The organism is Streptomyces sp. NPDC032940 (genome assembly GCF_040636935.1).
Classification (GTDB): Bacteria; Actinomycetota; Actinomycetes; order Streptomycetales; family Streptomycetaceae; genus Streptomyces.
Map to the genome: position 1 here is coordinate 56,796 of NZ_JBEZVJ010000025.1, position 22,000 is coordinate 78,795.

21 protein-coding genes are annotated in these 22,000 nt (G+C 72.3%); 11 read left to right on the top strand and 10 right to left on the bottom strand.

Annotated elements, in window-relative coordinates; translation table 11 throughout:
* Positions 1-72: 72 nt before the first annotated feature.
* From AB0E77_RS25885 to mce, 3 genes are all read right to left on the bottom strand, one after another.
* Positions 73-1,008 (bottom strand): cellulose-binding protein, encoded by a 936-nt coding sequence (locus tag AB0E77_RS25885; protein ID WP_361574492.1) that lies wholly within the window; start codon positions 1,006-1,008, stop codon positions 73-75.
* 208 nt (positions 1,009-1,216) lie between these two features.
* Positions 1,217-5,164, bottom strand: coding sequence for a polarized growth protein Scy (gene scy, locus AB0E77_RS25890; protein WP_361574495.1), 3,948 nt, complete (start codon positions 5,162-5,164; stop codon positions 1,217-1,219).
* 235 nt (positions 5,165-5,399) lie between these two features.
* Positions 5,400-5,840, bottom strand: coding sequence for a methylmalonyl-CoA epimerase (mce, locus tag AB0E77_RS25895; protein ID WP_361574498.1), 441 nt, complete (start codon positions 5,838-5,840; stop codon positions 5,400-5,402).
* Positions 5,841-5,989: 149 nt separating this feature from the next.
* On the opposite strand from mce, the gene AB0E77_RS25900 reads away from it, so the two are divergent.
* The 3 genes from AB0E77_RS25900 to AB0E77_RS25910 all read left to right on the top strand — a co-directional run bounded on the left by AB0E77_RS25900 (position 5,990) and on the right by AB0E77_RS25910 (position 9,659).
* Positions 5,990-7,195, top strand: a complete 1,206-nt coding sequence (locus AB0E77_RS25900) for an acetyl-CoA C-acetyltransferase (RefSeq protein WP_361574501.1) — start codon at positions 5,990-5,992, stop codon at positions 7,193-7,195.
* A 43-nt stretch (positions 7,196-7,238) separates the two neighbouring features.
* Positions 7,239-8,195 carry a methylmalonyl Co-A mutase-associated GTPase MeaB gene (gene meaB / locus AB0E77_RS25905; protein ID WP_361574504.1) on the top strand — a complete coding sequence of 319 codons (957 nt, stop codon included), beginning with the start codon at positions 7,239-7,241 and terminating at the stop codon, positions 8,193-8,195.
* A gap of 171 nt (positions 8,196-8,366) precedes the next feature.
* Positions 8,367-9,659: an MFS transporter gene (locus AB0E77_RS25910; protein WP_361574507.1), complete on the top strand. Its 1,293-nt coding sequence runs from the start codon at positions 8,367-8,369 to the stop codon at positions 9,657-9,659.
* Here the strand turns inward: AB0E77_RS25910 and AB0E77_RS25915 are convergent.
* Entirely contained in the window at positions 9,596-10,351 is a 756-nt protein-coding gene (locus AB0E77_RS25915; protein WP_361574510.1) for a PepSY domain-containing protein, read from the bottom strand. The genes AB0E77_RS25910 and AB0E77_RS25915 overlap by 64 nt on opposite strands.
* 124 nt (positions 10,352-10,475) lie before the next feature.
* Between AB0E77_RS25915 and AB0E77_RS25920 the strand changes: the two genes are divergently transcribed.
* The gene (locus tag AB0E77_RS25920) at positions 10,476-11,144 is read left to right on the top strand and encodes a response regulator transcription factor (RefSeq protein ID WP_361574513.1); all 669 of its coding nucleotides are present in this window, start codon (positions 10,476-10,478) and stop codon (positions 11,142-11,144) included.
* Positions 11,141-12,583: an ATP-binding protein gene (locus AB0E77_RS25925; RefSeq protein WP_361574516.1), complete on the top strand. Its 1,443-nt coding sequence runs from the start codon at positions 11,141-11,143 to the stop codon at positions 12,581-12,583. Before AB0E77_RS25920 ends, AB0E77_RS25925 begins: the two co-directional genes overlap by 4 nt.
* Before the next feature lie 18 nt (positions 12,584-12,601).
* Here the strand turns inward: AB0E77_RS25925 and AB0E77_RS25930 are convergent, their stop codons facing one another.
* The 4 genes from AB0E77_RS25930 to AB0E77_RS25945 all read right to left on the bottom strand — a co-directional run bounded on the left by AB0E77_RS25930 (position 12,602) and on the right by AB0E77_RS25945 (position 15,240).
* Entirely contained in the window at positions 12,602-13,078 is a 477-nt protein-coding gene (locus tag AB0E77_RS25930; RefSeq protein ID WP_361574518.1) for a MarR family transcriptional regulator, read from the bottom strand.
* A gap of 104 nt (positions 13,079-13,182) precedes the next feature.
* Positions 13,183-13,959: an AIM24 family protein gene (locus AB0E77_RS25935; protein ID WP_361574521.1), complete on the bottom strand. Its 777-nt coding sequence runs from the start codon at positions 13,957-13,959 to the stop codon at positions 13,183-13,185.
* On the bottom strand, positions 13,956-14,606 hold the full coding sequence (locus AB0E77_RS25940; protein ID WP_361574524.1) for an AIM24 family protein: 651 nt from the start codon (positions 14,604-14,606) through the stop codon (positions 13,956-13,958). The genes AB0E77_RS25935 and AB0E77_RS25940 overlap by 4 nt, the downstream gene beginning before the upstream one ends.
* Position 14,607: 1 nt before the next feature.
* Positions 14,608-15,240: an AIM24 family protein gene (locus AB0E77_RS25945; RefSeq protein ID WP_361574622.1), complete on the bottom strand. Its 633-nt coding sequence runs from the start codon at positions 15,238-15,240 to the stop codon at positions 14,608-14,610.
* Positions 15,241-15,438: 198 nt separating this feature from the next.
* Here AB0E77_RS25945 and AB0E77_RS25950 point away from each other — a divergent pair, with 198 nt between their 5' ends.
* The 4 genes from AB0E77_RS25950 to AB0E77_RS25965 all read left to right on the top strand — a co-directional run bounded on the left by AB0E77_RS25950 (position 15,439) and on the right by AB0E77_RS25965 (position 17,317).
* Positions 15,439-15,783 (top strand): DUF3817 domain-containing protein, encoded by a 345-nt coding sequence (locus tag AB0E77_RS25950; RefSeq protein ID WP_361574527.1) that lies wholly within the window; start codon positions 15,439-15,441, stop codon positions 15,781-15,783.
* Positions 15,780-16,073, top strand: a complete 294-nt coding sequence (locus AB0E77_RS25955) for an MTH1187 family thiamine-binding protein (RefSeq protein WP_030187368.1) — start codon at positions 15,780-15,782, stop codon at positions 16,071-16,073. Before AB0E77_RS25950 ends, AB0E77_RS25955 begins: the two co-directional genes overlap by 4 nt.
* Positions 16,074-16,171: 98 nt before the next feature.
* Positions 16,172-16,681 (top strand): MarR family transcriptional regulator, encoded by a 510-nt coding sequence (locus AB0E77_RS25960; protein WP_361574530.1) that lies wholly within the window; start codon positions 16,172-16,174, stop codon positions 16,679-16,681.
* Positions 16,682-16,840: 159 nt separating this feature from the next.
* Positions 16,841-17,317 (top strand): hypothetical protein, encoded by a 477-nt coding sequence (locus AB0E77_RS25965; RefSeq protein ID WP_361574533.1) that lies wholly within the window; start codon positions 16,841-16,843, stop codon positions 17,315-17,317.
* A 35-nt stretch (positions 17,318-17,352) separates the two neighbouring features.
* On the opposite strand, the gene AB0E77_RS25970 is transcribed toward AB0E77_RS25965, so the two are convergent.
* A complete protein-coding gene (locus AB0E77_RS25970) occupies positions 17,353-17,700 on the bottom strand; it encodes a DUF3817 domain-containing protein (protein ID WP_361574536.1) in 348 nt (115 codons plus the stop codon).
* A 95-nt stretch (positions 17,701-17,795) separates the two neighbouring features.
* On the opposite strand from AB0E77_RS25970, the gene AB0E77_RS25975 reads away from it, so the two are divergent.
* Positions 17,796-19,496: a methylmalonyl-CoA mutase family protein gene (locus AB0E77_RS25975; protein ID WP_361574539.1), complete on the top strand. Its 1,701-nt coding sequence runs from the start codon at positions 17,796-17,798 to the stop codon at positions 19,494-19,496.
* A 91-nt stretch (positions 19,497-19,587) separates the two neighbouring features.
* Here AB0E77_RS25975 and AB0E77_RS25980 read toward each other — a convergent pair whose 3' ends face one another.
* On the bottom strand, positions 19,588-20,229 hold the full coding sequence (locus AB0E77_RS25980; protein WP_361574541.1) for a TetR/AcrR family transcriptional regulator: 642 nt from the start codon (positions 20,227-20,229) through the stop codon (positions 19,588-19,590).
* 249 nt (positions 20,230-20,478) lie between these two features.
* On the opposite strand from AB0E77_RS25980, the gene AB0E77_RS25985 reads away from it, so the two are divergent.
* On the top strand, positions 20,479-21,453 hold the full coding sequence (locus AB0E77_RS25985) for a tetratricopeptide repeat protein (RefSeq protein ID WP_361574544.1): 975 nt from the start codon (positions 20,479-20,481) through the stop codon (positions 21,451-21,453).
* Positions 21,454-22,000 lie beyond the last annotated feature (547 nt).

Consider the following 22,000-nt stretch of genomic DNA (forward strand, 5'->3'; position numbering starts at 1 on the left):
GCCCCCTGCCACCCCAGTGACAGAGGGCTTCGCCCGCGTTCTGCTTCCGTCCGGCCCGGCCGTGTCCCGGCGTCAGCGGGACTGCTGCGCCGGCACCCCGCGGGATGCCGGCTCGTCCTCCGCCGGCGTGCCCGCGGCGGCCACCGCGGCGCCCGTGAGGGTCGCCAGCATCTCTCGCACGTTGGTCAGCTGCGCGTTGATGGAGTCGCGGCGGTTGGTGAGGGCGGCGAGCTCGCGCTCCGACTCGGAACGGATGCGGTCGGCCTTGGCGTTGGCGTCGGCCACGATGTCCTCGGCCTGGCGCTGCGCCGTCTCGACGGTCTGGCGGGCGCGGCGCTCGGCGTCCGTGCGCAGCTTCTCCGCCTCCAGGCGCAGCTGCTCCGCGCGGTGCTCGATCTCCGCGAGCCGCTTCTCGGCCTTGGCCTGACGGGAGGCCAGGTCGCGCTCGGACTGCTCACGGCGCTTGGCCAGGTTCGTCTCGAAGTCGGCGGCGGCCTGCGCGGCCTTGGCGCGGGTCTCCTCGAAGAGGGCGTCCGCCTCCTCGCGCTTGGACTGCGCGTCCTTCTGGGCCTCCGAGCGCAGCTGCGAGGCGTCGCCCTTGGCCTTCTCGACGATCCGGACGCCCTCGTCCTCGGCCTTGGCCTTGCGCTCCGCGGCGTACGACTCGGCGTCGTTGCGCACCTGCTGGGCCGCCGACTCGGCCAGCTCGCGGTGCTGCTCGGCCGCGCGCCGGGCCTCCTCCCGCAGGTCCTTCGCCTCCTCCTCGGCGAGGCGCAGGATCTTCTCGACCCGCGCACCGAGACCGGCGTACGACGGCTCGGCGTCGTTGACCTGGGCCTGGGCGTTCTGGGTCTCGAGGTGGAGCTCCTCGATGCGCTTTTCCAGAGCGGTGATGCGGGAGAAAGCGCTGTCGCGATCAGAAATGATCTTGGAGATGTATTCGTCCACCTGAGCGCGGTCGTACCCACGCCGCACGTGCTCGAAGCCGTAGGGGGAAGTGTCGCTCATGGGGTTCCTGTCGAAAGAGACCGGGTGAGGTGATAGAGGGAATCCTAGGCGCCAATGCGGTGTGTCATCGAGCGGATGCGTGTTTGGTCTGGAGAATGACACCTCTTTTGAGTGGCTAACCCGCGGATGGCTTGCCAAAGTTCAGGTCAAAGGTCCAGACGCAGGGTGAGTCAGAGCCTTCCAGGAGACACGGAAACCACCACGCACGCTAGCCGTCTGACGACTTGCCACCCGAACGGGGGGCGCCGACCGTCGCACCGGCCTTGACCCCGTTGTCCTTGCCGCCGGCCGGGGCCTCGAAGGACTCCAGCGCCTCCAGCACGTCCTGGACGCGGGAGATCTCGGCGTTGATGTCCTCGCGGCGCCGCACCAGGGTCTCCAGCTCGCGCTTGCCCTCCTCGACCGTGCGCCGGGCCTCCCGGACCGCCTCGGCCTTGAGCTCCTCGGCCTCCCGGACCAGCGAGGCCTTCTTCTGCTCGGCCTCCTTCAGCAGCCCCTCGGCCTTCTTGACGGCGGCGATGCGCACCTTGCCGGCCTCGGAGTTGGCCTCCGACACCAGTTCCTTGGCCTTCGCCTCCGCCTTGGCGAGCTGTTCCTCGGCGGCCTTGACGAGCGCGTCGCAGCGGTCACCGGCCGACTTCATCGTCTCGGCGGCCTCGCGGCGGGCCCGCTCGTGCAGCTCCTCGATCTCGGAGGTGAGGCGCTCGCGCAGCTCCTCCGCCCGCTCCCTTATGGCCGTCGCGTCCCGCCGGGCCCCGACGAGCAGCTCGTCCGCGTCCGTACGGGCCTTCTCCACCCGGGTGTTGCCCTCGACCGTCGCCTCGGCGACGATCCGGTCGGCCTCCGTACGGGCCGCGCCGACCATCGTGTCGGCCTGCGACTCCGCCTCGGCGGTGGTCTTCTGGGCCTGCTGCTGGGCCTCGGTGAGGAGCTTGTCGGCCTCCGCCGTGGTCTCCGTGATGAGCGTGTCGACCTGCTCGGCCGCCTCCGAACGCCGCTTGTTGGCGTCCTTGCGGGCCTCGTCCAGGGTCCGCTCGGCCTCCTCGCGGGCGGCCGCCGTGACCCGTTCGGCCTCCGCCGCCGCCTCCGCCTTGAGCCGCTCCGCCTCGGTGCGGATCCGCTCGGCGTGCTGCTGCGCGGAACCGACCGCCTCGGCGGCCTCGGCCCGCAGCCGCTCCGCCTCGCCGCCGGCCTCCGACAGCAGCCGTTCCGCCTGCGCGCTCGCCTCGGCACGGACCCGGTCGGCCTCGGCCGCCGACTCGGTGCGCAGCCGGTCGGCCTCGGTCTCCGCGGCCGTACGGACCCGCTCCGCCTCCGCGGCCGTCTCCGTGCGGAGGCGGTCGGTCTCCGCGGCCGTCTCCGTGGTGAGCCGCTCCGCCTCGGACCGCGCCTCGGTGATCAGGGTGTCCGCCTGCGTCGCCGCGTCGGACCGGATGCGGTTGGCGTCCTCGCGGGCGTCCGCCCGGGTGCGCGCGGCGCTCTGCTCCGCCTCGGCGATCGCGTCGGACGCCTCCGTGCGCACCCGCTGGGCGTGCTCGGACACCTCCGTGCGGATCCGGTCGGCCTCCGTGATCGCCTCGGACATCGTCCGCTCGGCCAGCGCCTTGGCGGCCTCCGTCTCCTCCTGCGCCTCGCGGCGCAGCCGGCCGGCGTCCTCGCTCGCCCGCTCCCGCTCCGCGTAGGCGTCGGCGCGGACCCGGTCCGCCTCCTCCTCGGCCTCGCGCCGGGTGCGCTCCGCCGCGTGCTCGGCGGCGCTGCGCAGCCCGGTGATCTCCTCCTGGGCCTGCTCGTGCAGCCCGGCGACGGACTCGCGCACCTGCTGTGCGTGCTGCTCGGCGGCCGACACCATCTCGGTCGCGCGCCGGTCGGCCTCCTCGACCAGCCGGACCGCCTCGGCCTGCGCCTCCTCCACGCGGGTGCGCGCCGAGGCCAGCAGTTCCTCGCTCTGCTCGCGGGCCCGCTCGCGCTCCTGGTCCGCCTCCTGCCGGGCGGCGCCCAGCAGCTCCTCGGCCTCGCGGCGGCGCCGGGCTGCCTCCTCCTGGGCGGCGGCCAGCGTCTCCGACGCCTCGGCGGCGATGCGCTCGGCGGCGGCCTGCGCCTCCGCCCGCACCCGGTCCGCGCTCTCCTGCGCCTCCGACTTCAGCCGCTCCGCCTCGCTCGCGGCCTCCGACCTGAGCCGTACGGCGACGGCCTCGCCCTCCGCGCGGGACGCGGACGCGTCGGCGGCGGCCTCGGTGCGCAGCCGCTCGGCCTCCGTCTCGGCCTGCTGCCGGAGCGTCCGGATCCGCTCCGCGGCCTCGGCGCGCAGCCGCTCGCTCTCCTCGGCGGCCTCCCGGCGGATCCGGGCGCCCTCCTCACGGGCCTCCGTCAGCGCCTGCTCGGCGGCGCCCCGGCGCTCCTCCGCCTCGGTGTGCAGCCGCGTCAGCTCCTCGGCGGCCTCCGCCTGCCGGGCCTCGACGGCACGCTCGGTCTCCTCGCGCAGCTCGCGGGCGGCACGCTCGGCCTCCGCCTGGAGCTCCTCTGCCCGCTCGGCGGCCTCCGCGCGGTGCCGCTCGGCCTCGGCACGGGTGCGCTCCAGCGTCTCCTCGGCCTGCCGGCGCAGCGTCGTCGCCCGCTCGATCGCCTCGGTGCGGACCTTCTCGCTGTCCGCGGTGGCCGTCTGCCGCAGCTCGTCGGCGTCCGCCTTGGCCTTGGCGAGCAGCTCCTCGGCGGTCTTCGCCGCCTCCTCGATCTGCGCCACGGCCTCCTTGCGGGCCCCGGCGCGGATCTTCTCGCCCTCGGCGACCGCGTCGGCGCGCAGCTGCTCGGCCTCACCACGCAGCCGGCGCGCCTCCTCCTGGAGCTCGACCGTCTTGGCGCGGTACTCCTTGGTGTCGTCCTTCGCCGCGCCCTTGAGCTCCGCGGCGATGTCGTGCGCCTCGGCCCGCAGCCGGTCGGCCTCCGCCTCGGCCTCGCGGCGGATCCGCTCGGCCTCCTCGACGGCGGCCTTCGTGGTCCGCTTGGCCTCCTCGGACGCCTTGTTCAGCACGTCCTCGGCGGTCTTGGCGGCCTTGGACAGCTGGGTGGCCGACTCCTCGGCGGTGACGGTACGGGCCTTCTCGGCGGCCTCGGCGACGATCTTCTCGGCCTCGGCGCGGGCGTCGGCGACCAGCTGCTCGGCCTCGGCCTTGGTGGTCTCGGCGTCCTTCGTGGCCTCGCTGACCAGCCGGGCGACCTGCTCCTTGGCGGTGCGGGTGCGCTGCTCGTTGGCCGACTCGGCGCTCGCGAGGGTCTTGGCCGCGGACTCCTTGGCCTCGGCGACCAGCTTCTCCGCCTCGCTCTGCGCCTTGCGCAGCGCCTCCTCGGCCTCGCTCATGCGCTGCTCGGCGGTCCGGCTCAGCTCCTGGGCCTGCCGGCGCGCCGACTCCGACTCGCTCGCCGTGGAGCTGCGCAGCTGCTCGGCGTGGTCGGTGGCCTCCTGCGCCTGCGTGGAGGCGGCGTTCAGCAGCCGTTCGGCGTCCGCGCGGGCGCGGCGCAGGATCTGCTCGGCCTCGGTGCGCGCGCTCTCGGCGTCGTCGCGCAGCCGCTGCCGGGCCTCCGACGTCAGCCGTTCGGCCTCCGCACGGGCCGCGGAAAGGGCCTGCTCGGCCTCGGCGCGGGACTCGTCGAGCAGCCGGCGGGCCTGCTGCTCGGTGCGGGCGCGCAGCTGCTCCGCCCAGGCCACGTTCTCGTTGACGTGCGACTCGACGGTCTGCCGGCGCTCTGCCAGCTCCTGGTCGAGTTGCTGGCGCCGGGTCACCGCCTCCTGGTGCAGCTCGGCCTGGAGCCGCGCGGCCTGCTCGGCGTGCTCCTGGAGGATGCGCTGGGTCTGCGCGCGGGCCTGGCTCAGCTCCCGCTCGGCGTCCGCGCGCAGCTGGTCGGCCTGCACCTGCGCGTTGCGCAGCAACTGCTCGGCCTGGTACCCGACGTCGCCGCCGTCGAAGGCGGGCCGGGACATGATGGTGCGCCGCGCCTCGTGCAGCTTGGCGCGCAGCACCTCGACCTGGTAGCCGAGGTCCTCGGCGTGCTGGATCGCCTTTTCCCGCTCGGTCTTCAGCCGCTTCATCTCGGCCTCGAACCGAGAGAGGTGGTCGACGTCAGCCGCCGGCTCTCGCTCCTGGCTCTCGTAGCCCCGCACTGCGCGGTCCCATCCGTCCCCTGGTCGCAAATCCCTTAGAACGGGCTCCGTCCGTCCACCGAACGGGGCCCCCGGGGGAATGGTGTCAGATCAACGGCGGAGCATGGGCTGCTGCCCCGTCGCTCGCCCCCCGAAACACGGACCCCGGCGGTCCCGGCGCCGACGACGACAGGACCGGGTCACCCTGGACTGAGCGGCGACCGCACCCAACCCTACCGGCCCATATGTACGGGAGTCAGTGCTCAGGTGACTCAACGGCCGCCGAAGTGACCAGTTCTGTCAGGACGCCATGGCAGTCCTTGGGGTGCAGGAAGGTGATCCGCGACCCCATCGAACCGATGCGGGGCTCGTCGTACAGGACGCGTACGCCCTTGCCCCGGATGTCCGCGGCGTCCGCGTCGACGTCCGCCGTGCCGAACGCGATGTGGTGGACGCCCTCGCCGTTCTTGGCGAGCCACTTGCCGACCGCCGAGTCCTCCCGGGTCGGCTCCAGCAGCTGGAGGTACGAGGCACCGCCGTCCGACGTATCGTTGATCTTGAGCATGGCCTCTCGCACGCCCTGTTCCTCGTTGACCTCGGTGTGGAACACCTCGAAGCCGTAGGTGGCACGGTAGAACTCGACGGTCGTGTCGAGGTCGTGGCAGGCGATTCCGATGTGGTCGATTCGCGTCAGCATGGAATCAGTGCAGCGCTCCGGAGGTGGTTGCGCAACGTGCGGGCGATCACACCGACAGCACGGTGACGGGCGGGATACCGCTCAGTACATTCGAGTAAACCCTCGTTCACTCCTCGGCCTGTGCGGGCCGGAAAAGGGGATCGCAGCTCATGTCTTCTGCAACGAACGGCACGACCTCCGTCATCGTCGCGGGTGCCCGCACCCCGATGGGGCGGCTGCTCGGCTCGCTGAAGTCCTTCTCCGGGGCCGACCTCGGCGGCTTCGCGATCAAGGCCGCTCTCGACCGTGCGGGGATCGGCGGCGACCAGGTCCAGTACGTGATCATGGGGCAGGTGCTCCAGGCGGGTGCCGGCCAGATCCCGGCCCGTCAGGCCGCCGTCAAGGCCGGCATCCCCATGAACGTCCCGGCGCTCACCGTCAACAAGGTGTGCCTCTCCGGCCTCGACGCCATCGCCCTTGCCGACCAGCTGATTCGCGCCGGCGAATTCGACATCGTCGTCGCCGGCGGCCAGGAGTCCATGACCAACGCGCCGCACCTGCTGCCCAAGTCGCGCGAGGGCTACAAGTACGGCGCGGTCCAGATGCTCGACGCCATGGCGCACGACGGGCTGACCGACTCCTTCGAGAACATCGCCATGGGCGAGTCGACGGAGAAGCACAACACCCGCCTCGGCATCGCCCGTCCGGAGCAGGACGAGATCGCCGCCCTGTCCCACCAGCGCGCCGCCGCGGCCCAGAAGAACGGCGTCTTCGAGGCCGAGATCACCCCGGTCGAGATCCCGCAGCGCAAGGGCGACCCGGTGCTGTTCAGCAAGGACGAGGGCATCCGCGGCGACACCACCGCCGAGTCCCTCGGCAAGCTCCGCCCGGCCTTCTCGAAGGACGGCACGATCACCGCCGGCTCCTCCTCGCAGATCTCCGACGGCGCGGCGGCCGTGGTCGTCATGAGCAAGGCCAAGGCCCAGGAGCTGGGCCTGGAGTGGCTCGCCGAGATCGGCGCCCACGGCAATGTGGCCGGCCCCGACAACTCTTTGCAGTCGCAGCCGTCCAACGCCATCCAGCACGCCCTGAAGAAGGAGGGTCTGGAGGTCGGCGACCTCGACCTGATCGAGATCAACGAGGCGTTCGCGGCCGTCGCCGTGCAGTCCATGAAGGACCTCGGCGTGTCCACCGAAAAGGTGAACGTCAACGGCGGCGCCATCGCCCTCGGCCACCCGATCGGCATGTCCGGTGCCCGGCTCGTCCTGCACCTGGCGCTCGAGCTCAAGCGGCGCGGCGGCGGCGTCGGCGCGGCGGCGCTGTGCGGCGGCGGCGGTCAGGGTGACGCGCTGATCGTCCGGGTCCCCAAGGCCTGAGCCCCCTTCTCCTCATGTACGCGCTACTCGGAACGGAGCTGTGATGCAGGACGTCTCCTCGCTGGTCGCCCAGGCCAGGGAAGGCCGGCCGCGGGCCGTGGCCCGGCTGATCTCCCTGGTGGAGGGGGCGTCCCCGCAGCTCAGGGAGGTGATGGCGGCCCTCGCGCCGCTCACCGGGGGCGCGTACGTGGTCGGCCTGACCGGCTCGCCGGGCGTCGGCAAGTCGACCTCGACGTCGGCGCTGGTCACGGCGTACCGCAAGCAGGGCAAGCGGGTCGGCGTCCTGGCCGTCGACCCGTCGTCCCCCTTCTCCGGCGGCGCCCTGCTCGGTGACCGGGTGCGGATGTCGGACCACGCCTCCGACCCGGGTGTCTACATCCGCTCCATGGCCACCCGCGGCCACCTCGGCGGCCTCGCCTGGGCCGCGCCGCAGGCCATCCGCGTCCTCGACGCCGCGGGCTGCGACGTGATCCTGGTCGAGACCGTCGGCGTCGGCCAGTCCGAGGTCGAGATCGCCTCGCAGGCCGACACCTCCGTCGTCCTCCTCGCGCCGGGCATGGGCGACGGCATCCAGGCGGCCAAGGCCGGGATCCTGGAGATCGGCGACGTCTACGTCGTCAACAAGGCCGACCGCGACGGCGCCGACGCGACCGCCCGCGAGCTGAACCACATGCTGGGCCTCGGCGAGGCCCGCGCCGCCGGCGACTGGCGCCCGCCGATCGTCAAGACGGTCGCCGCGCGTGCCGAAGGCGTGGACGAGGTCGTGGAGGCGCTGGAGAAGCACCGGGCGTGGATGGAGGAGCGGGACGTGCTGGCGGAGCGTCGCCGGGCCCGGGCGGCGCGCGAGGTCGAGACGATCGCCGTCACCACGCTGCGGGAACGCATCGGCGACCTGCACGGGGACCGGCGGCTGGGCGCGCTGGCGGAGCGGATCGTCGCGGGGGAGCTGGACCCCTACCGGGCGGCGGACGAATTGGTGGCGGGGCTGACGGAGGGCTGAGGGGGTCGGGCCGACGGCTCCGGCGAAACTCCCCACGGAGAGCGACCCCACGGGCTAAAGTGACGCGCATGTTCCTCCTCTTGGCATAGGGCCCGCCCCGCACGCGACCGCCGGATCCGGCCGTCGCGCGCATCGGCGTCCCCTTGTTGCCTTCCCGTGAGGACCTTCTGCGTGTCCACGCGCTCTCCGCGGCCCTCCTATGCCGCCGTGCTCCGTGTCCCCCATGCCCGCCGTACGTTCGCGGCCGCCCTCGTCGGGCGGCTGTCGTACGGCACGGTCTCCCTCGCCCTGATGCTCTCCCTGACCCGGTCCACCGGGTCGTACGCCGTGGCCGGGCTGGTCATGGCGCTCTTCGGCGCCACGGGCGTCTTCCTGTCGCCCTACCGCGCCTCCCTCGTGGACCGGCACGGTGCGCGCCGGGCCCTGCTGCCCATGGCCCTGCTGTACGCCGCCCTGCTCTGCGCGCTGGCGGCGGCCTGCAGGCGTCCCGGCACGTCCGAGGCCGTCCTCGCGGTGATCGCCGCGTTCGCGGGCGCCTGCACGCCCCCGCTCGGCCCCACGATGCGCGCGGTGTGGGCGGAGCTGCTGCCCGACCGGGCCCTGCTGCAGCGCGCCTACGGCCTGGACGGCGTCGCCGAGGAACTGCTCTTCGTCTCCGGCCCGCTCCTGGTCGGCGGCATCGTCGCCGTGGCCCCGCCGACCGTCGGCGTCGTGCTCAGCGCGGTGCTGGTGGCGGTCGGCACCCTCGCCTTCGTCACCTCGCCGGCGGCCGCCGCGCTGCGTCCGGCGGGGCGGGAGAAGAACGACGGACCCGCTCCCGAGGGCCGTACCGACGGGCAGGCCCGGGCGCTGTTGCAGCCCGTCCTCGTCGCGGCCGGCGTCGGCGTCTCGGTGAGCGCCGTCGATCTCCTCGTCGTCGCCTACGCGGGGGAGCGCGGCCTCGGGGACGGCGCCGCCGCCTGGGTGCTCGCGGCGCTGTCGGTGGGCAGCGCGCTCGGCGGTCTCGTCAACGGCGCCGTCGCCTGGAGCTCGCCCACTCGCGCCCGGCTCCCGTACTTCGCCGCCGGACTCGGCCTCTGCCTCGCCGCCGCGGGCCTCGCGCCCGGCCTGGGCACGCTGCTCCCGGCCGTGATGTGCGCGGGCCTGTTCGTGGCCCCGGCCCTGACCACGGCGTACCTGGTCGCCGACGAGAGCGCGGCGCCCGGTTTCCGGGTCCGGGCGGGCACCTGGTGCAACACCGCGGTGAACGCCGGAGGTTCCGCCGGGGCCGCCGCCGTGGGGCTGCTGGTGGAACGGCTGCCCCTGCCGGTGTGCTTCGCGGCGTCCGGCGCGGTCGCCGCGGCGGTGGCACTGGTGCCGGGGCGCCGTTTCGGGGCCGCCCGACGCGCCGGAGGTGCCGGTCAGTCGTCGTCGGCGTCGCCGTCGTCCGGGTTGCCGGCGTCGTCGGCGTCGTCGTCCGAGTAGGGGGAGCCGTGCGCGTCGTGCGGGCGGTCGGCCGTGACCTTGCCGCTCCTCGGGTCGACCCGCCAGTCCCGCTCGCTCTTGCCGGAGGCCTGCGTCTCGACCTCCCAGGCGGGCTTGCCGTCGCCGTAGTGGCCGTCCTCGTCCAGCTCGACCGAGGTCACGGTGGAGTGCCCGGCCGCCGCCGTCGCCTTCGCGGCCTCGGCGGCGTCGACGGAGGCGCCCTTCAGCGCCGCCCGGACCTCGGCGGTGTCGTCCTCGTCGTCGTCCCGCTCCGAGCCGAGGACCTTGCCGCCGGCCGGGTCGACCCGGACGCTGTGCCGGGTGCCGTCGTCGGCGAGGATGTCGACCTCCCAGGCCGCGCGCTCCCGGCGGTCGTCGCCGTCGTCGTCCTCGTCGTCGTCCTCGTCGTCCAGTTCGGCGGAGACGGCGGTGCCCGGCGTGTCCGCCAGCGCGGCGGCCACGGCGTCGGCCGCCGTCACCTTCGCGGAGGCGGCACGGGCGGCGTCGTCGTCACGGTCGTCGGCCTCGTCCCGTACGCCGCCGTCGTCCGACACGCTCACGTCCGAAGTGCTCACGTCCGCGCGGGGTGTCGCGCCCCCGTCGTCGTCCCCCGTCGTCGCCAGAGCCGTCGCCGTACCGCCTCCGATCAGTGCGGCGGCGGTGACGGCGGCGATCACGATGTTGCGCTTCATGCGGTTTCCTCCGAGGCGTCCAGAGTCCAGCGGTTTTCGGTGACTTCACTGTCGCGGACCGACGCTGAGGCCGGGCTGAAGCCGCCTGAAGGGATCTTCAGCTAGGCTTTGCCACTCTTGACGCATGCGCCTGTTGATCGTGGAGGACGAGAAGCGCCTCGCCGTGTCGCTCGCCAAGGGCCTCACCGCGGAGGGCTACGCCGTGGACGTCGTCCACGACGGCCTGGAGGGACTGCACCGGGCCTCCGAGGGCTCGTACGACCTCGTCGTCCTCGACATCATGCTGCCCGGCCTCAACGGCTACCGGGTCTGCGCCGCCCTGCGCGCCGCCGGGCACGACGTGCCGATCCTCATGCTCACCGCCAAGGACGGCGAGTACGACGAGGCCGAGGGCCTGGACACGGGCGCCGACGACTACCTCACCAAGCCGTTCTCGTACGTCGTCCTCGTCGCCCGCGTGAAGGCGCTGCTGCGGCGGCGGGCCCAGGGCGGCGGGGCCTCGCCCGTGCACGTCCACGGGGACCTGAAGGTCGACACCGCCGCCCGCCGGGTGTTCCTCGGGGAGAGCGAAGTGGCCCTCACCGCGAAGGAGTTCGCCGTCCTGGAGGAGCTGGTGGTGCGGGCCGGGCAGGTGGTGTCCAAGGCGGAGATCCTGGAGCACGTCTGGGACTTCGCCTACGACGGCGACCCCAACATCGTCGAGGTGTACGTCAGCGCGCTGCGGCGCAAGCTGCGCGCCGGGCTCATCCGGACCGTGCGCGGCGCGGGCTACCGGCTGGAGGCGGGGCGGTGAGCCGGCTCCTCGGGTCCGTCCGGGCCCGCGCCACCCTCGCCGCCACCCTCGTCGTGGCCGTCGCCCTGGTCGCGGCCGGCACCGCCGTCCTGCTGTCCCTGCGCTCCAACCTGCTCGGCGAGGCCGGCACCCAGGCGGAACGCTCCGCGCGGGAGGTCGCCGCCGAGCTGTCCGTCGGGACGCCGTACGGCGAGCTGTCGCTGGACGTGGACGACCGGCCGGTGCAGGTCGTCGACGAGCACGGCCGGCTGGTCGCCGCCGGCGAGGACCTGGAGCGGATCAGCGGCACCGGCGTCGACGCGGTGAAGCCGCTGCCCGCGGCCACGGGGGAGCGGCGCGGCGGCGACGGGGACGACGACCGGGACGACGACGACCGGGGCGAGGAGTACGACTCCGGCGAGTCCCTCAAGCCGGGGGAGATCGGCGAACGGGCCACCGTCGGCGACGGGTCGGCGACGATCGACGGCGACACGGAGGACTACCGCTTCGCCGCCGTCTCCGTCGAGACCCGGGACGACGGACGGCTCACCGTCTACGCCGGTGCCCCGCTCTCCGCCGAACACGGCGCCGTCGACACCGCGCTGACCGTCATGCTGATCGGCTTCCCCGTGCTGCTCACGGTCGTGGCCGGCGTGACCTGGCTGGTCACCCGGCGCGCGCTGCGCCCGGTGGAGGCCATCCGCCGGGAGATGGCCGCGATCACCGCCAGCCAGGACCTCGCCCGGCGCGTACCCGTGCCGGGCACCCACGACGAGGTCGCCCGGCTCGCCTCCACCACCAACGAGACGCTGGCCGCGCTGGAGAGCTCGGTGGAGCGGCAGCGGCGGTTCGTCGCCGACGCCTCGCACGAGCTGCGCAGCCCGATCGCCTCGCTGCGGACCCAGCTGGAGGTGGCCGCCGCCCATCCCGGACTGCTCGACCTGGACGGCGCCGTCGAGGACACCGTGCGGCTGCAGCGGCTCGCCGCCGACCTGTTGCTGCTGGCCAGGCTGGACGCGGGGGAGCGGCCCGCCGACGCACGGGTCGACCTGGCGGCGCTGGCGCGTGCGCAGGCCGAGGGCCGGGCCGGGGTGGCGGTGAAGGCCGGGGGCGCCGTGCCGGTCGCCGGGTCGCGGGGGCAGCTGGAGCGGGTGCTGGCCAATCTCCTCGACAACGCGCAGCGGCACGCCCGCTCGGCGGTGGAGGTGACGGTGCGCCGGGAGGGCGACGTGGCGGTGGCCGCGGTGGCCGACGACGGTGAGGGCGTGCCGGCGGCCGACCGGGAGCGGATCTTCGAACGGTTCGTACGGCTCGACGCCGCCCGCAGCCGCGACGACGGCGGCGCCGGGCTCGGGCTGGCCATCGCCCGTGACGTCGCCCTGCGGCACGGCGGCACGCTCACGGTCCGCGACGCACCGGCGGGCGGCGCCCTGTTCGAGCTCCGCCTGCCGGCCGCCTAGGTCAGGGGGCGTCCGGGGTCAGGGACGTCCTCGCTGGCCGCGCAGGTGCTCCGCGATGGGACGGAGTGCCTTGTCGAGCTCCGTCAGGGCCTCGGGGGACAGCAGGTCGATGAAGTGCCTGCGCACGGACGCCACGTGGTGCGGGGCGACCTTCCGCATCGTCTCCAGGCCGTGCTCGGTGAGGACGGCGTAGAGCCCGCGGCGGTCGGACTCGCAGTTCTCCCGCCGGACCAGGTTCGCGTTCTCCATGCGCGTGATCTGGTGGGAGAGGCGGCTCTTGGACTGCAGGGTGGCGGAGGCGAGGTCGCTCATCCGCATCCGCTCGTCCTCGGACTCGGAGAGGTTCACCAGGATCTCGTAGTCGTTCATTGTCAGGCCGAACGGCTGCAGGTCCTTCTCGAGCTGGTGCGTCAACAGCCTGTTGACCTCCAGGTGGGTGCGCCAAGCACACTGCTCCGTATCGGTCAGCCAGCGGGTGGCCGTCTCGGTCTCCATGAATGAAGTCTACCTAAGAAGTTGAAAGGCGAACTAATAAGGGGTGGTGTGTGACGGTGAGACGGGTGCGCACGCGTTCGAAGTCACACTCCGCAGGTTACCGCTCACAGCCCGAAGCGGCGCTGGAGGTCTCCCAGCTGTCCGGGAAGCCCCGGTACCCCCGAGCGGCCTCCCGGCGTGCCCTGCGCCCCGCCGCCGGGCACCCCCGCCTGCTGGGGAGCGACCCCCGTGGCCTGCTCGGCGAGCAGCGCCTCGCTCGACTGCAGCAGCACCGTCCCCGCCCCGGCGAACTCGAACTGGTGCTCCTCCCCGGAGGCGCCGCCCAGGCCCGTCATCGCACGTAGACCGCCCAGCAGGCCGGTCATGTACCCGTGGTCGTAGTGGTGGCACGGAGAGGGGCAGTCGGCCCAGCCGACCAGGGCCTGCGGGTCGACCCGGATCGGCGGCTCCATGAACACCACCGGACCGTTTGACGCGGCCACGAACTTTCCGGTTCCGATCAGCGTCAGAAAACCCGGCACGATCGACTGCTTGAGCGCGAGACTTGGCTGAAAAGCGAGCAGGTTGCCCGAGCGAATGGTCAGGTTGCCGTCCTCGAGGTCGTACGAATTGACGTCGAAGGCCCGGTCGGCGAGGAGCATCTTGCCCGAGCCCTCGGCCACGACCCAGTCGCTCGCGTGCAGAGGCGAATGGAAGGAAGTCCGCACCAGACGGTCCAGCCGCCCGTGCCCGATCCCGTTGAACTCGATCGTCCCGTAGTAGGCGATCATCTTCCCCTTCTGCAGGAACCAGCGGCTCCCGGTCAGCTCCACGCAGAAGGTGTACGCGTTGACGTTGTCGTCGGCCGGCAGCGTCGCCGGGTCGTGGTGCACGGTGCTCACAGCTTCTCCTCCGACGCCTGGACGTACACCGTGCCGCTGCCGCTCAGCTCCAGCTGGAACGCCTCGCCGGAGCCGCGTCCCACCATGTCCCGCCAGCCCAGCGCCGTGGACAGCCGGTTGCGGACGTCGCCGTGATGGGCGACGTAGGCCTGCGGGTCGACGTGCACCGCCCGGTGCGGGGTGACGGGCACCTCGAAGACGCCCCCGTGGGCCATCACCGCCACCGCGCCGTGCCCTCGCAGGGTGGTGGTGAACAGCCCCTGTCCGCTGACCTGGCCGCGCACCATGCCCATGACCCCGCCCTGTGAGCCCAGGAACACCGTCCCCTGCTCCAGGGTGCCCTCGAAGGCGAGGAGGCGGTCGGCCTCGACGTACAGGGTGTCGCCGGAGAGGTGGACGACCTGCACGTGGTGGCCGCCGTGCCCGAAGAACACCGTGCCGCTGCCCTCGACGGTCATCAGCGGGGTGTCCTCGTTCGCCACCCGGCGGCCGATCATCGACATGACGCCGCCCCGGCCGCCGGTCAGGTTCGGGGTGAAGGAGACGTCCCCCTGGTACGCGAGCATCGCGCCGCGCTGGGAGAACAGCCGCTGCCCGGGGGTCACGGTGGCCCGGACCATCTTGGAGTTCACTTCCTCGAAGGCCATGTCACACGTCCCCCGCGATCGTGTTGCGCTCGCTCGGCTGCACGTACACCAGTCCGTCGCCCTCGAAGCGGATCTGGAAGGCCTCGCCGCCGCCCTCGCCGAGCAGCGTGCGGAAGGTCACACCCGACTGGAAGGACTGCCGCAGCTTGCCCTGGTGGGCGACGTACGCCCCAGGGTCGACGGTCAGCGGGTACTGCGCGCTGACCCGCAGCACCACCGCGGGGCCGTCCGACATGATCGCCGCCTGTCCGTGGCCCTCGATCGTCGTGGTGAACAGCCCGTTGCCCTGGGCGGCGCCGCGGGTCCCGGTGAAGCCGGTGCCCGTGCGCAGCCCGGCGTCGGCCGCCAGGAAGTTGCTCGACTCGACGTAGAGCGTGTCGGCCCGGAGCTCCACCAGGGTGATCTCCGAGGCCCGGTCCGCGAACCAGCAGGTCCCCTGCCCCCTCACCTCCATCACCGTCATCTGCTCGCCGGTGAGCCGCCGGGTCACCATGCCCCGGACGCCCTCACCGCCGCCGCTCAGCTTCTTGAAGGCCATCTGCCCGTCGTACGCGACCATCGAGCCGTTCTTCGCCTTCACGGCGTCCCCGGTCATGTCGACGGCGAGCACCTTGCTGCCCTGGAGTCGGAACATCGCCACAAATGAGAACGTAGCCGTCAGAAGGTCCCGGCGACAGGCCCCACGGGGGGACGCCGACCCCCTCACCCGGACGTGCCGCGGGTTTGCCACAATGGACGGGCGCTTGTGAGTGTGTTCACAAACCTGTGAGCGTGTTCACAGCCGGCTCGCGACCGATCCCTCCTTCATCCCCTCTCCCACCGAAGGTGACCCGTGGACCTCAAGACCGCCACCGCCCTCCGCCGCCTCCGCCTGGTCTCGGGCCCCGAGGCGATCTCGTTCCTGCTCCTGCTCGTCTGCTCGGTCCTGAAGCGGACCACGGACTTCAACGCGGTGCCGGTGATGGGCGCGATCCACGGCATCCTCTTCGTGCTGTACGTCCTCTTCTGGGCGGACGCCTGGAACCGCGCCAAGTGGCCCCTCGGCACGGCCGCCCTCTACTTCGTCCTGTCGGTCCTGCCGACCGGCGGCTTCTTCGCCGAGCGCAGGCTGAAGCGCGAGGCCGAGAACGCGGTCATCGCGTCGCGCGCCCGTCAGGAAGGGATCGTGAACGCATGATCGTCGCCTTCTCCGTGACGCCGCTGGGCGTCGGCGAGGACGTCGGGGAGTACGTGGCCGACGCGGTCCGGGTGGTCCGCGAGTCGGGGCTGCCGAACCGCACCGACGCGATGTTCACGTCCGTCGAGGGCGAGTGGGACGAGGTCATGGACGTCGTCCGGCGGGCCGTCGCGGCGGTCGAGGCGCGGGCGCCGAGGGTGTCCCTGGTCCTCAAGGCGGACATCCGCCCGGGCGTGACGGACGGCCTGACCTCCAAGGTCGAGACGGTGGAACGCCACCTCGCCGGATGACGCGGCGGGGCGGCGGTGACCGCTGCGCCGGGCAACGGTGATATCGAAGGGCGAGACGGGGCTGACCGGCATATGACCGGCCGGTAAGGTCTGGTGCCGTGCCGAAGCCCCTCAGCCTCTCCTTCGATCCCATCGCCCGCGCCGACGAACTCTGGAAGCAGCGCTGGGGCGGCGTCCCCTCCATGGCCGCGATCACCTCGATCATGCGCGCGCACCAGATCCTGCTGGGCGAGGTGGACGCGGTGGTCAAGCCCTACGGGCTGACGTTCGCGCGCTACGAGGCGCTGGTGCTGCTCACCTTCTCCAAGTCGGGGGAGCTGCCGATGTCCAAGATCGGCGAACGCCTCATGGTGCATCCCACGTCCGTGACGAACACCGTCGACCGCCTGGTCCGCTCCGGCCTGGTCGACAAGCGCCCCAACCCCAACGACGGCCGCGGCACCCTCGCCAGCATCACCGACAAGGGCCGCGAGGTCGTCGAATCGGCCACCCGCGACCTCATGTCCATGGACTTCGGCCTCGGCGCGTACGACGCCGAGGAGTGCGCAGAGATCTTCGCCATCCTCAGGCCCCTGCGGGTGGCGGCGGGGGACTTCGAGGAGGAGTGACGTCGGTCAGCGCATCACCAGGGATACCCCCTGGAGGTGGATTCTGACCCCTCTGAGCTGCAGAAACGCTTAGTCGCACACTCCCCGCTGGGATTCTGGACACCGGTCGCCGGTCGGGCTGCCGATCTCCGAAGTCGTTCCCAGTGGGGAGTCGTCGTCATGCGTGTACGAATGTTTGTGCGTGGGCTGCTGGCAGCCGGAAGCGCGTTCTCGGCCGCGGCCGTGCTGGCCGTGGGGGCGCCGGGCCAGGCTCACGCCAGTGCCACCGGCAGCACGGCACTGGGCACGTTCGACTACGACCTGCGCGGGGCGGGCGTGCGGGTCCCGGTGGGTTGCTTCCTCACCCATACGATCAAGGGCTCGGGGAAGCGCATCACGTCACAGTTCGCGGGGGTCGACCGCATCGGCCTCGCGTCCACCTTCTCGCAGTTCTGCAACTGGCGGATCGACTTCGGCTACGCGGACACCGACAACAGGACGTACCGGACCTCGCGCGGGGCGACACACCCGGAGTGCAAGGGTGACCCGCTGCGCGAGGTGCCGCCGCAGACCCTGCCGACGTACGGCAAGACGTGCGCGAAGTTCTACGTGAACGGGAAACTGCGCGCCGTGCAGTGCCACTACATCACCAAGTGAGGCGCGGCGGGGCTCCGCGGGCCCGCGTCCAGAGGTCAGGGGCGGGCCGCGGCGGCCGCCGGCCGCGCGCTGTCGACGACGAGCGGTTCGACCTCGCGGGTCACCCGGCGCTCGACGAAGAACGCCGCGGTCGGGATCGTCCCGGCGAGCAGCACCCACAGAAGGCGTCCCACCGGCATCTTCGCCTTGTTGCCGAGGTCGAAGGCGAAGACCAGGTACAGCACGTACAGCCAGCCGTGCGCGATGCCGACCGCTGTGACGAAGCCGTCGAACCCGTTCAGGTCGAGCAGTCGCTTCCCGATCACGCCCAGGGTCAGCAGAACCAGGAGTACGGCGGTCACGTAGGCCATCACCCGGTACCGGGTCAGGACGCTCTTCTTCATGGTGTCGAGCGTAGCGGGTGCCCGGTGATCCCATTTGGGCGCCTCCTGGCCTGCCCCACTGTCATTTACTTGGACGTCCTAGTAAATTCGAAGGTATGGACACTGACGCCATTGAGGAAGGCCGCCGTCGGTGGCAGGCCCGTTATGACGCCGCGCGTAAGCGTGACGCCGACTTCACCACGCTCTCCGGCGATCCCGTGGAGCCGGTGTACGGGCCGCGGGACGGTGACAGGTACGCGGGGTTCGAGCGGATCGGGTGGCCGGGGGAGTTCCCCTTCACCCGGGGGCTGTATCCCACCGGCTACCGCGGGCGTACGTGGACCATCCGGCAGTTCGCCGGGTTCGGGAACGCCGAGCAGACCAACGAGCGGTACAAGATGATCCTGCGGAACGGCGGGGGAGGGCTGTCCGTCGCGTTCGACATGCCGACGCTGATGGGGCGCGACTCCGACGACCCGCGTTCGCTCGGTGAGGTCGGGCACTGCGGGGTCGCGATCGACTCGGCAGCCGACATGGAGGTCCTGTTCAAGGACATCCCGCTGGGGGACGTCACGACGTCCATGACGATCAGCGGGCCCGCCGTGCCCGTGTTCTGCATGTACCTCGTGGCCGCCGAGCGGCAGGGTGTCGACGCGGGCGTGCTCAACGGCACGCTCCAGACCGACATCTTCAAGGAGTACATCGCCCAGAAGGAGTGGCTCTTCCAGCCCGAGCCGCACCTGCGCCTCATCGGCGACCTCATGGAGTACTGCGCGGCGGGCATTCCGGCCTACAAGCCGCTGTCCGTCTCCGGGTACCACATCCGTGAGGCCGGGGCCACGGCCGCTCAGGAGCTGGCCTACACGCTCGCCGACGGCTTCGGGTACGTCGAGCTGGGGCTCAGCCGCGGGCTGGACGTCGACGTCTTCGCGCCCGGGCTGTCCTTCTTCTTCGACGCGCACGTCGACTTCTTCGAGGAGATCGCCAAGTTCCGCGCGGCCCGGCGGATCTGGGCGCGCTGGATGCGGGACGTGTACGGGGCGAGGAGCGAGAAGGCACAGTGGCTGCGGTTCCACACGCAGACCGCCGGTGTCTCGCTGACCGCGCAGCAGCCGTACAACAACGTGGTGCGTACGGCCGTGGAGGCGCTGGCCGCCGTGCTCGGCGGGACCAACTCCCTGCACACCAACGCGCTCGACGAGACGCTGGCGCTGCCGAGCGAGCAGGCCGCGGAGATCGCGCTGCGGACGCAGCAGGTCCTGATGGAGGAGACCGGCGTCGCCAACGTCGCCGATCCGCTGGGTGGTTCCTGGTTCGTCGAGCAGCTGACCGACCGCATCGAGGCCGACGCCGAGAAGATCTTCGAGCAGATCAAGGAGCGCGGGCTGCGGGCGCACCCGGACGGGCAGCACCCGATCGGGCCGATCACCTCCGGGATCCTGCGGGGCATCGAGGACGGGTGGTTCACCGGCGAGATCGCCGAGTCCGCCTTCCGGTACCAGCAGGCGCTGGAGAAGGACGACAAGAAGGTCGTCGGCGTCAATGTGCACACCGGCTCCGTCACCGGGGACCTGGAGATCCTGCGGGTCAGCCACGAGGTGGAGCGGGAGCAGGTGCGGGTGCTGGGCGAGCGGAAGGCCGCCCGCGACGACGCGGCGGTGCGCTCCGCGCTGGACGCGATGCTGGGTGCGGCGCGGTCCGGCGGGAACATGATCGAGCCGATGCTGGACGCGGTGCGGGCCGAGGCGACGCTCGGGGAGATCTGCGGGGTGCTGCGCGACGAGTGGGGGGTGTACACGGAACCGGCGGGGTTCTAGCGCGCCGTCGGCCGGTGCGGGCGCACCCAGGGGGCTCCGCCCGGCCCCCTGGGTCCCAGCGCCCTGGGTTCCCGCCCACTGGACCCCCCGTCTACGCCCACCCACCACCCGACTCGGCCGGCCGGGAGGTGAGCCCCCACAGCAGTACCTGCGTGAAGTCCCGGACCCACACGCCGTCCGCCGGTTCCGCACTGACCAGGGTGCGGTGGACCACCGCGCCCGCCACCACGTCGAAGATGAGGTCCGCCGTGCGGACGGCCTCGGCCGGGTCCTCCTCGGCCGGAAGCTCGCCGCGCGCCTGGGCGCGGGCCCTGCCCTCCAGGACCAGGCGCTTCTGCCGGTCGACGATGGAGGCGCGGATGCGCTCGCGCAGCGCGTCGTCCCGGGTGGACTCGGCGACCACCGCCATCAGGCCGCTCTTGGCCTCCGGCCGCGCCAGGATCGCCGCGAACTGCAGCACCACGCCCTCGATGTCGGCGGCCAGGCAGCCCCGGTCGGGCAGTTCGAGTTCGTCGAAGAGCTCCGCCACCGCGTCCACGACCAGTTCGTTCTTGCCCGCCCAGCGGCGGTAGAGGGTCGTCTTCGCAACCCCGGCCCGCGTCGCCACGTCTCCCAGGGTGAGCTTCGACCAGCCGAGGTCGACCAGGGCCGCCCGCGTCGCGGCCAGGATCGCGGTGTCCGCGGCGGCGCTGCGCGGGCGCCCGGTGCGGCCGGCGGGGGTGCTGCTCTGCATGCCCCGACCATAACCGGCGCGTTTGTGCCGGCCGGCCGTGAGGGAGATCACCGGGGCGGGGTGTTCCGACGGCCCGTCATGGCATTACGCTACGACTCGTAGCGAAAGCACGGGTGGGACCGTGCCCGAGCGACGACCACGGGCGCAGGGTGGGGACCCGGCGCCGCACGGCCCGTGCCGACGGCACACATCAGGGCGGCCTTTCACACCGCTTTTCACACACGCGCGCAGACAGGGGAGGATAGACCCATGCAGCCACGGAACATGTCCATGAGCGGGGTCGTCGACCTCGCCGCGGTGAAGGCGGCCCAGGAGGCCAAGGCCAAGGCGGAGCAGGCGCGCGCCGAGGCCGCCCGGAACGGCGGAGCGGGGGGCGTCTCCCCCGCCGATCTCGTGATCGACGTCGACGAGGCCCGCTTCGAGAGCGACGTCCTGCAGCGGTCCACCGAGGTCCCGGTCGTCATCGACTTCTGGGCCGAGTGGTGCGAGCCCTGCAAACAGCTGAGCCCCGTCCTGGAGCGGCTCGCCGTCGAGTACAACGGGCGCTTCCTCCTCGCCAAGATCGACGTCGACGCCAACCAGATGCTGATGCAGCAGTTCGGCGTGCAGGGCATCCCGGCCGTGTTCGCGGTCGTGGCCGGACAGGCGCTGCCCCTCTTCCAGGGCGCCGCCGGCGAGGCGCAGATCCGCCAGACCCTGGACCAGCTGGTGCAGGTCGCCGAGCAGCGCTTCGGTCTGACCGGCCTCGTCGTCGACCCCGAGGCGGAGCCCGGCGCGGACCGGGGTGCCGCCGAGCGTCCGGCCGGGCCGCACGACGCGGCGCTCGAGGCCGCCGTGCAGGCGCTGGACGCCGGCGACCTGGCCGGCGCCGTCCGCGCGTACAAGAACGTGCTCAGCGACGACCCGGGCAACACCGAGGCCAGACTCGGCCTCGCCCAGGCCGAGTTGCTCCAGCGCGTGCAGGACGCCGACCCGCAGCGGGTCCGTCAGGACGCGGCCGACAAGCCGGACGACGCACAGGCGCAGATCGCCGCCGCCGACCTGGACCTCGTGGGCGGGCACGTGGAGGACGCCTTCGGCCGGCTCATCGACACGGTGCGCCGCACGGCCGGGGACGACCGGGACGCCGTACGGGTGCGGCTGCTCGAGCTGTTCGAGGTCGTCGGCGCCGACGACCCGCGGGTGACCGCGGCGCGCAGGGCGCTCGCCCGCGCCCTGTTCTAGGGAGCCTCCCGAGGGCCCTTCGCCGGTCGGTCACCGACCGTCCGGCCGGGTGATGCCCGAGTGAGGGAACTGTCGACGCGACGTCAGTGCGGCCGCGCTTTACCAAATCTTGGTAATCGCGGCCGCTGTTACTGGCAGTAAGTCAGAGGCGTCGTTCTGTCGGGTTCTGTCCAGCGATCAATAGTTTTGTTCCGCCCCTATGACGCACCCAGCGTCGCCGTCCGGGACCGGTGTGTCGTCCCATGGTTATCCGGCCGTTACTAGCGAGTAACGAACCCCCTTGTGTCTGCGGCGAGAATGCACCACGATCGGCGACGCTCGGTCCATTCCCGTACCCCGAAAGCCAATCGGGTCGCGGGGGTTCCTGGGTCCCCACCGAGCAGAGCCGGCGGCAGTGGCCGGCTCTTGGGCAGGGGGGTCTTCACCCACCCGGTGAAGCCTGTCCAGCAGGGTTGTGCGTGATGCGTGTCAGGCGCGACCAGTGGTTGTCGCTCGGGGGTGATCGCCGGTGATTCGGGCGCGTTGTACGTGCCGCCGAGCTCAGGCG

Coding starts and splice junctions, on each gene's coding strand:
- AB0E77_RS25980 (WP_361574541.1), bottom strand. CDS start 20,229: ATGCAGAGCAGCACCCCCGCCGGCCGCACCGGGCGCCCGCGCAGCGCC.
- AB0E77_RS25975 (WP_361574539.1), top strand. CDS start 17,796: ATGGACACTGACGCCATTGAGGAAGGCCGCCGTCGGTGGCAGGCCCGT.
- AB0E77_RS25955 (WP_030187368.1), top strand. CDS start 15,780: ATGATCGTCGCCTTCTCCGTGACGCCGCTGGGCGTCGGCGAGGACGTC.
- AB0E77_RS25945 (WP_361574622.1), bottom strand. CDS start 15,240: ATGTTCCGACTCCAGGGCAGCAAGGTGCTCGCCGTCGACATGACCGGG.
- AB0E77_RS25900 (WP_361574501.1), top strand. CDS start 5,990: ATGTCTTCTGCAACGAACGGCACGACCTCCGTCATCGTCGCGGGTGCC.
- AB0E77_RS25965 (WP_361574533.1), top strand. CDS start 16,841: ATGCGTGTACGAATGTTTGTGCGTGGGCTGCTGGCAGCCGGAAGCGCG.
- mce (WP_361574498.1), bottom strand. CDS start 5,840: ATGCTGACGCGAATCGACCACATCGGAATCGCCTGCCACGACCTCGAC.
- AB0E77_RS25915 (WP_361574510.1), bottom strand. CDS start 10,351: ATGAAGCGCAACATCGTGATCGCCGCCGTCACCGCCGCCGCACTGATC.
- AB0E77_RS25930 (WP_361574518.1), bottom strand. CDS start 13,078: ATGGAGACCGAGACGGCCACCCGCTGGCTGACCGATACGGAGCAGTGT.
- meaB (WP_361574504.1), top strand. CDS start 7,239: ATGCAGGACGTCTCCTCGCTGGTCGCCCAGGCCAGGGAAGGCCGGCCG.
- AB0E77_RS25920 (WP_361574513.1), top strand. CDS start 10,476: ATGCGCCTGTTGATCGTGGAGGACGAGAAGCGCCTCGCCGTGTCGCTC.
- AB0E77_RS25970 (WP_361574536.1), bottom strand. CDS start 17,700: ATGAAGAAGAGCGTCCTGACCCGGTACCGGGTGATGGCCTACGTGACC.
- AB0E77_RS25885 (WP_361574492.1), bottom strand. CDS start 1,008: ATGAGCGACACTTCCCCCTACGGCTTCGAGCACGTGCGGCGTGGGTAC.
- AB0E77_RS25940 (WP_361574524.1), bottom strand. CDS start 14,606: ATGGCCTTCGAGGAAGTGAACTCCAAGATGGTCCGGGCCACCGTGACC.
- AB0E77_RS25985 (WP_361574544.1), top strand. CDS start 20,479: ATGCAGCCACGGAACATGTCCATGAGCGGGGTCGTCGACCTCGCCGCG.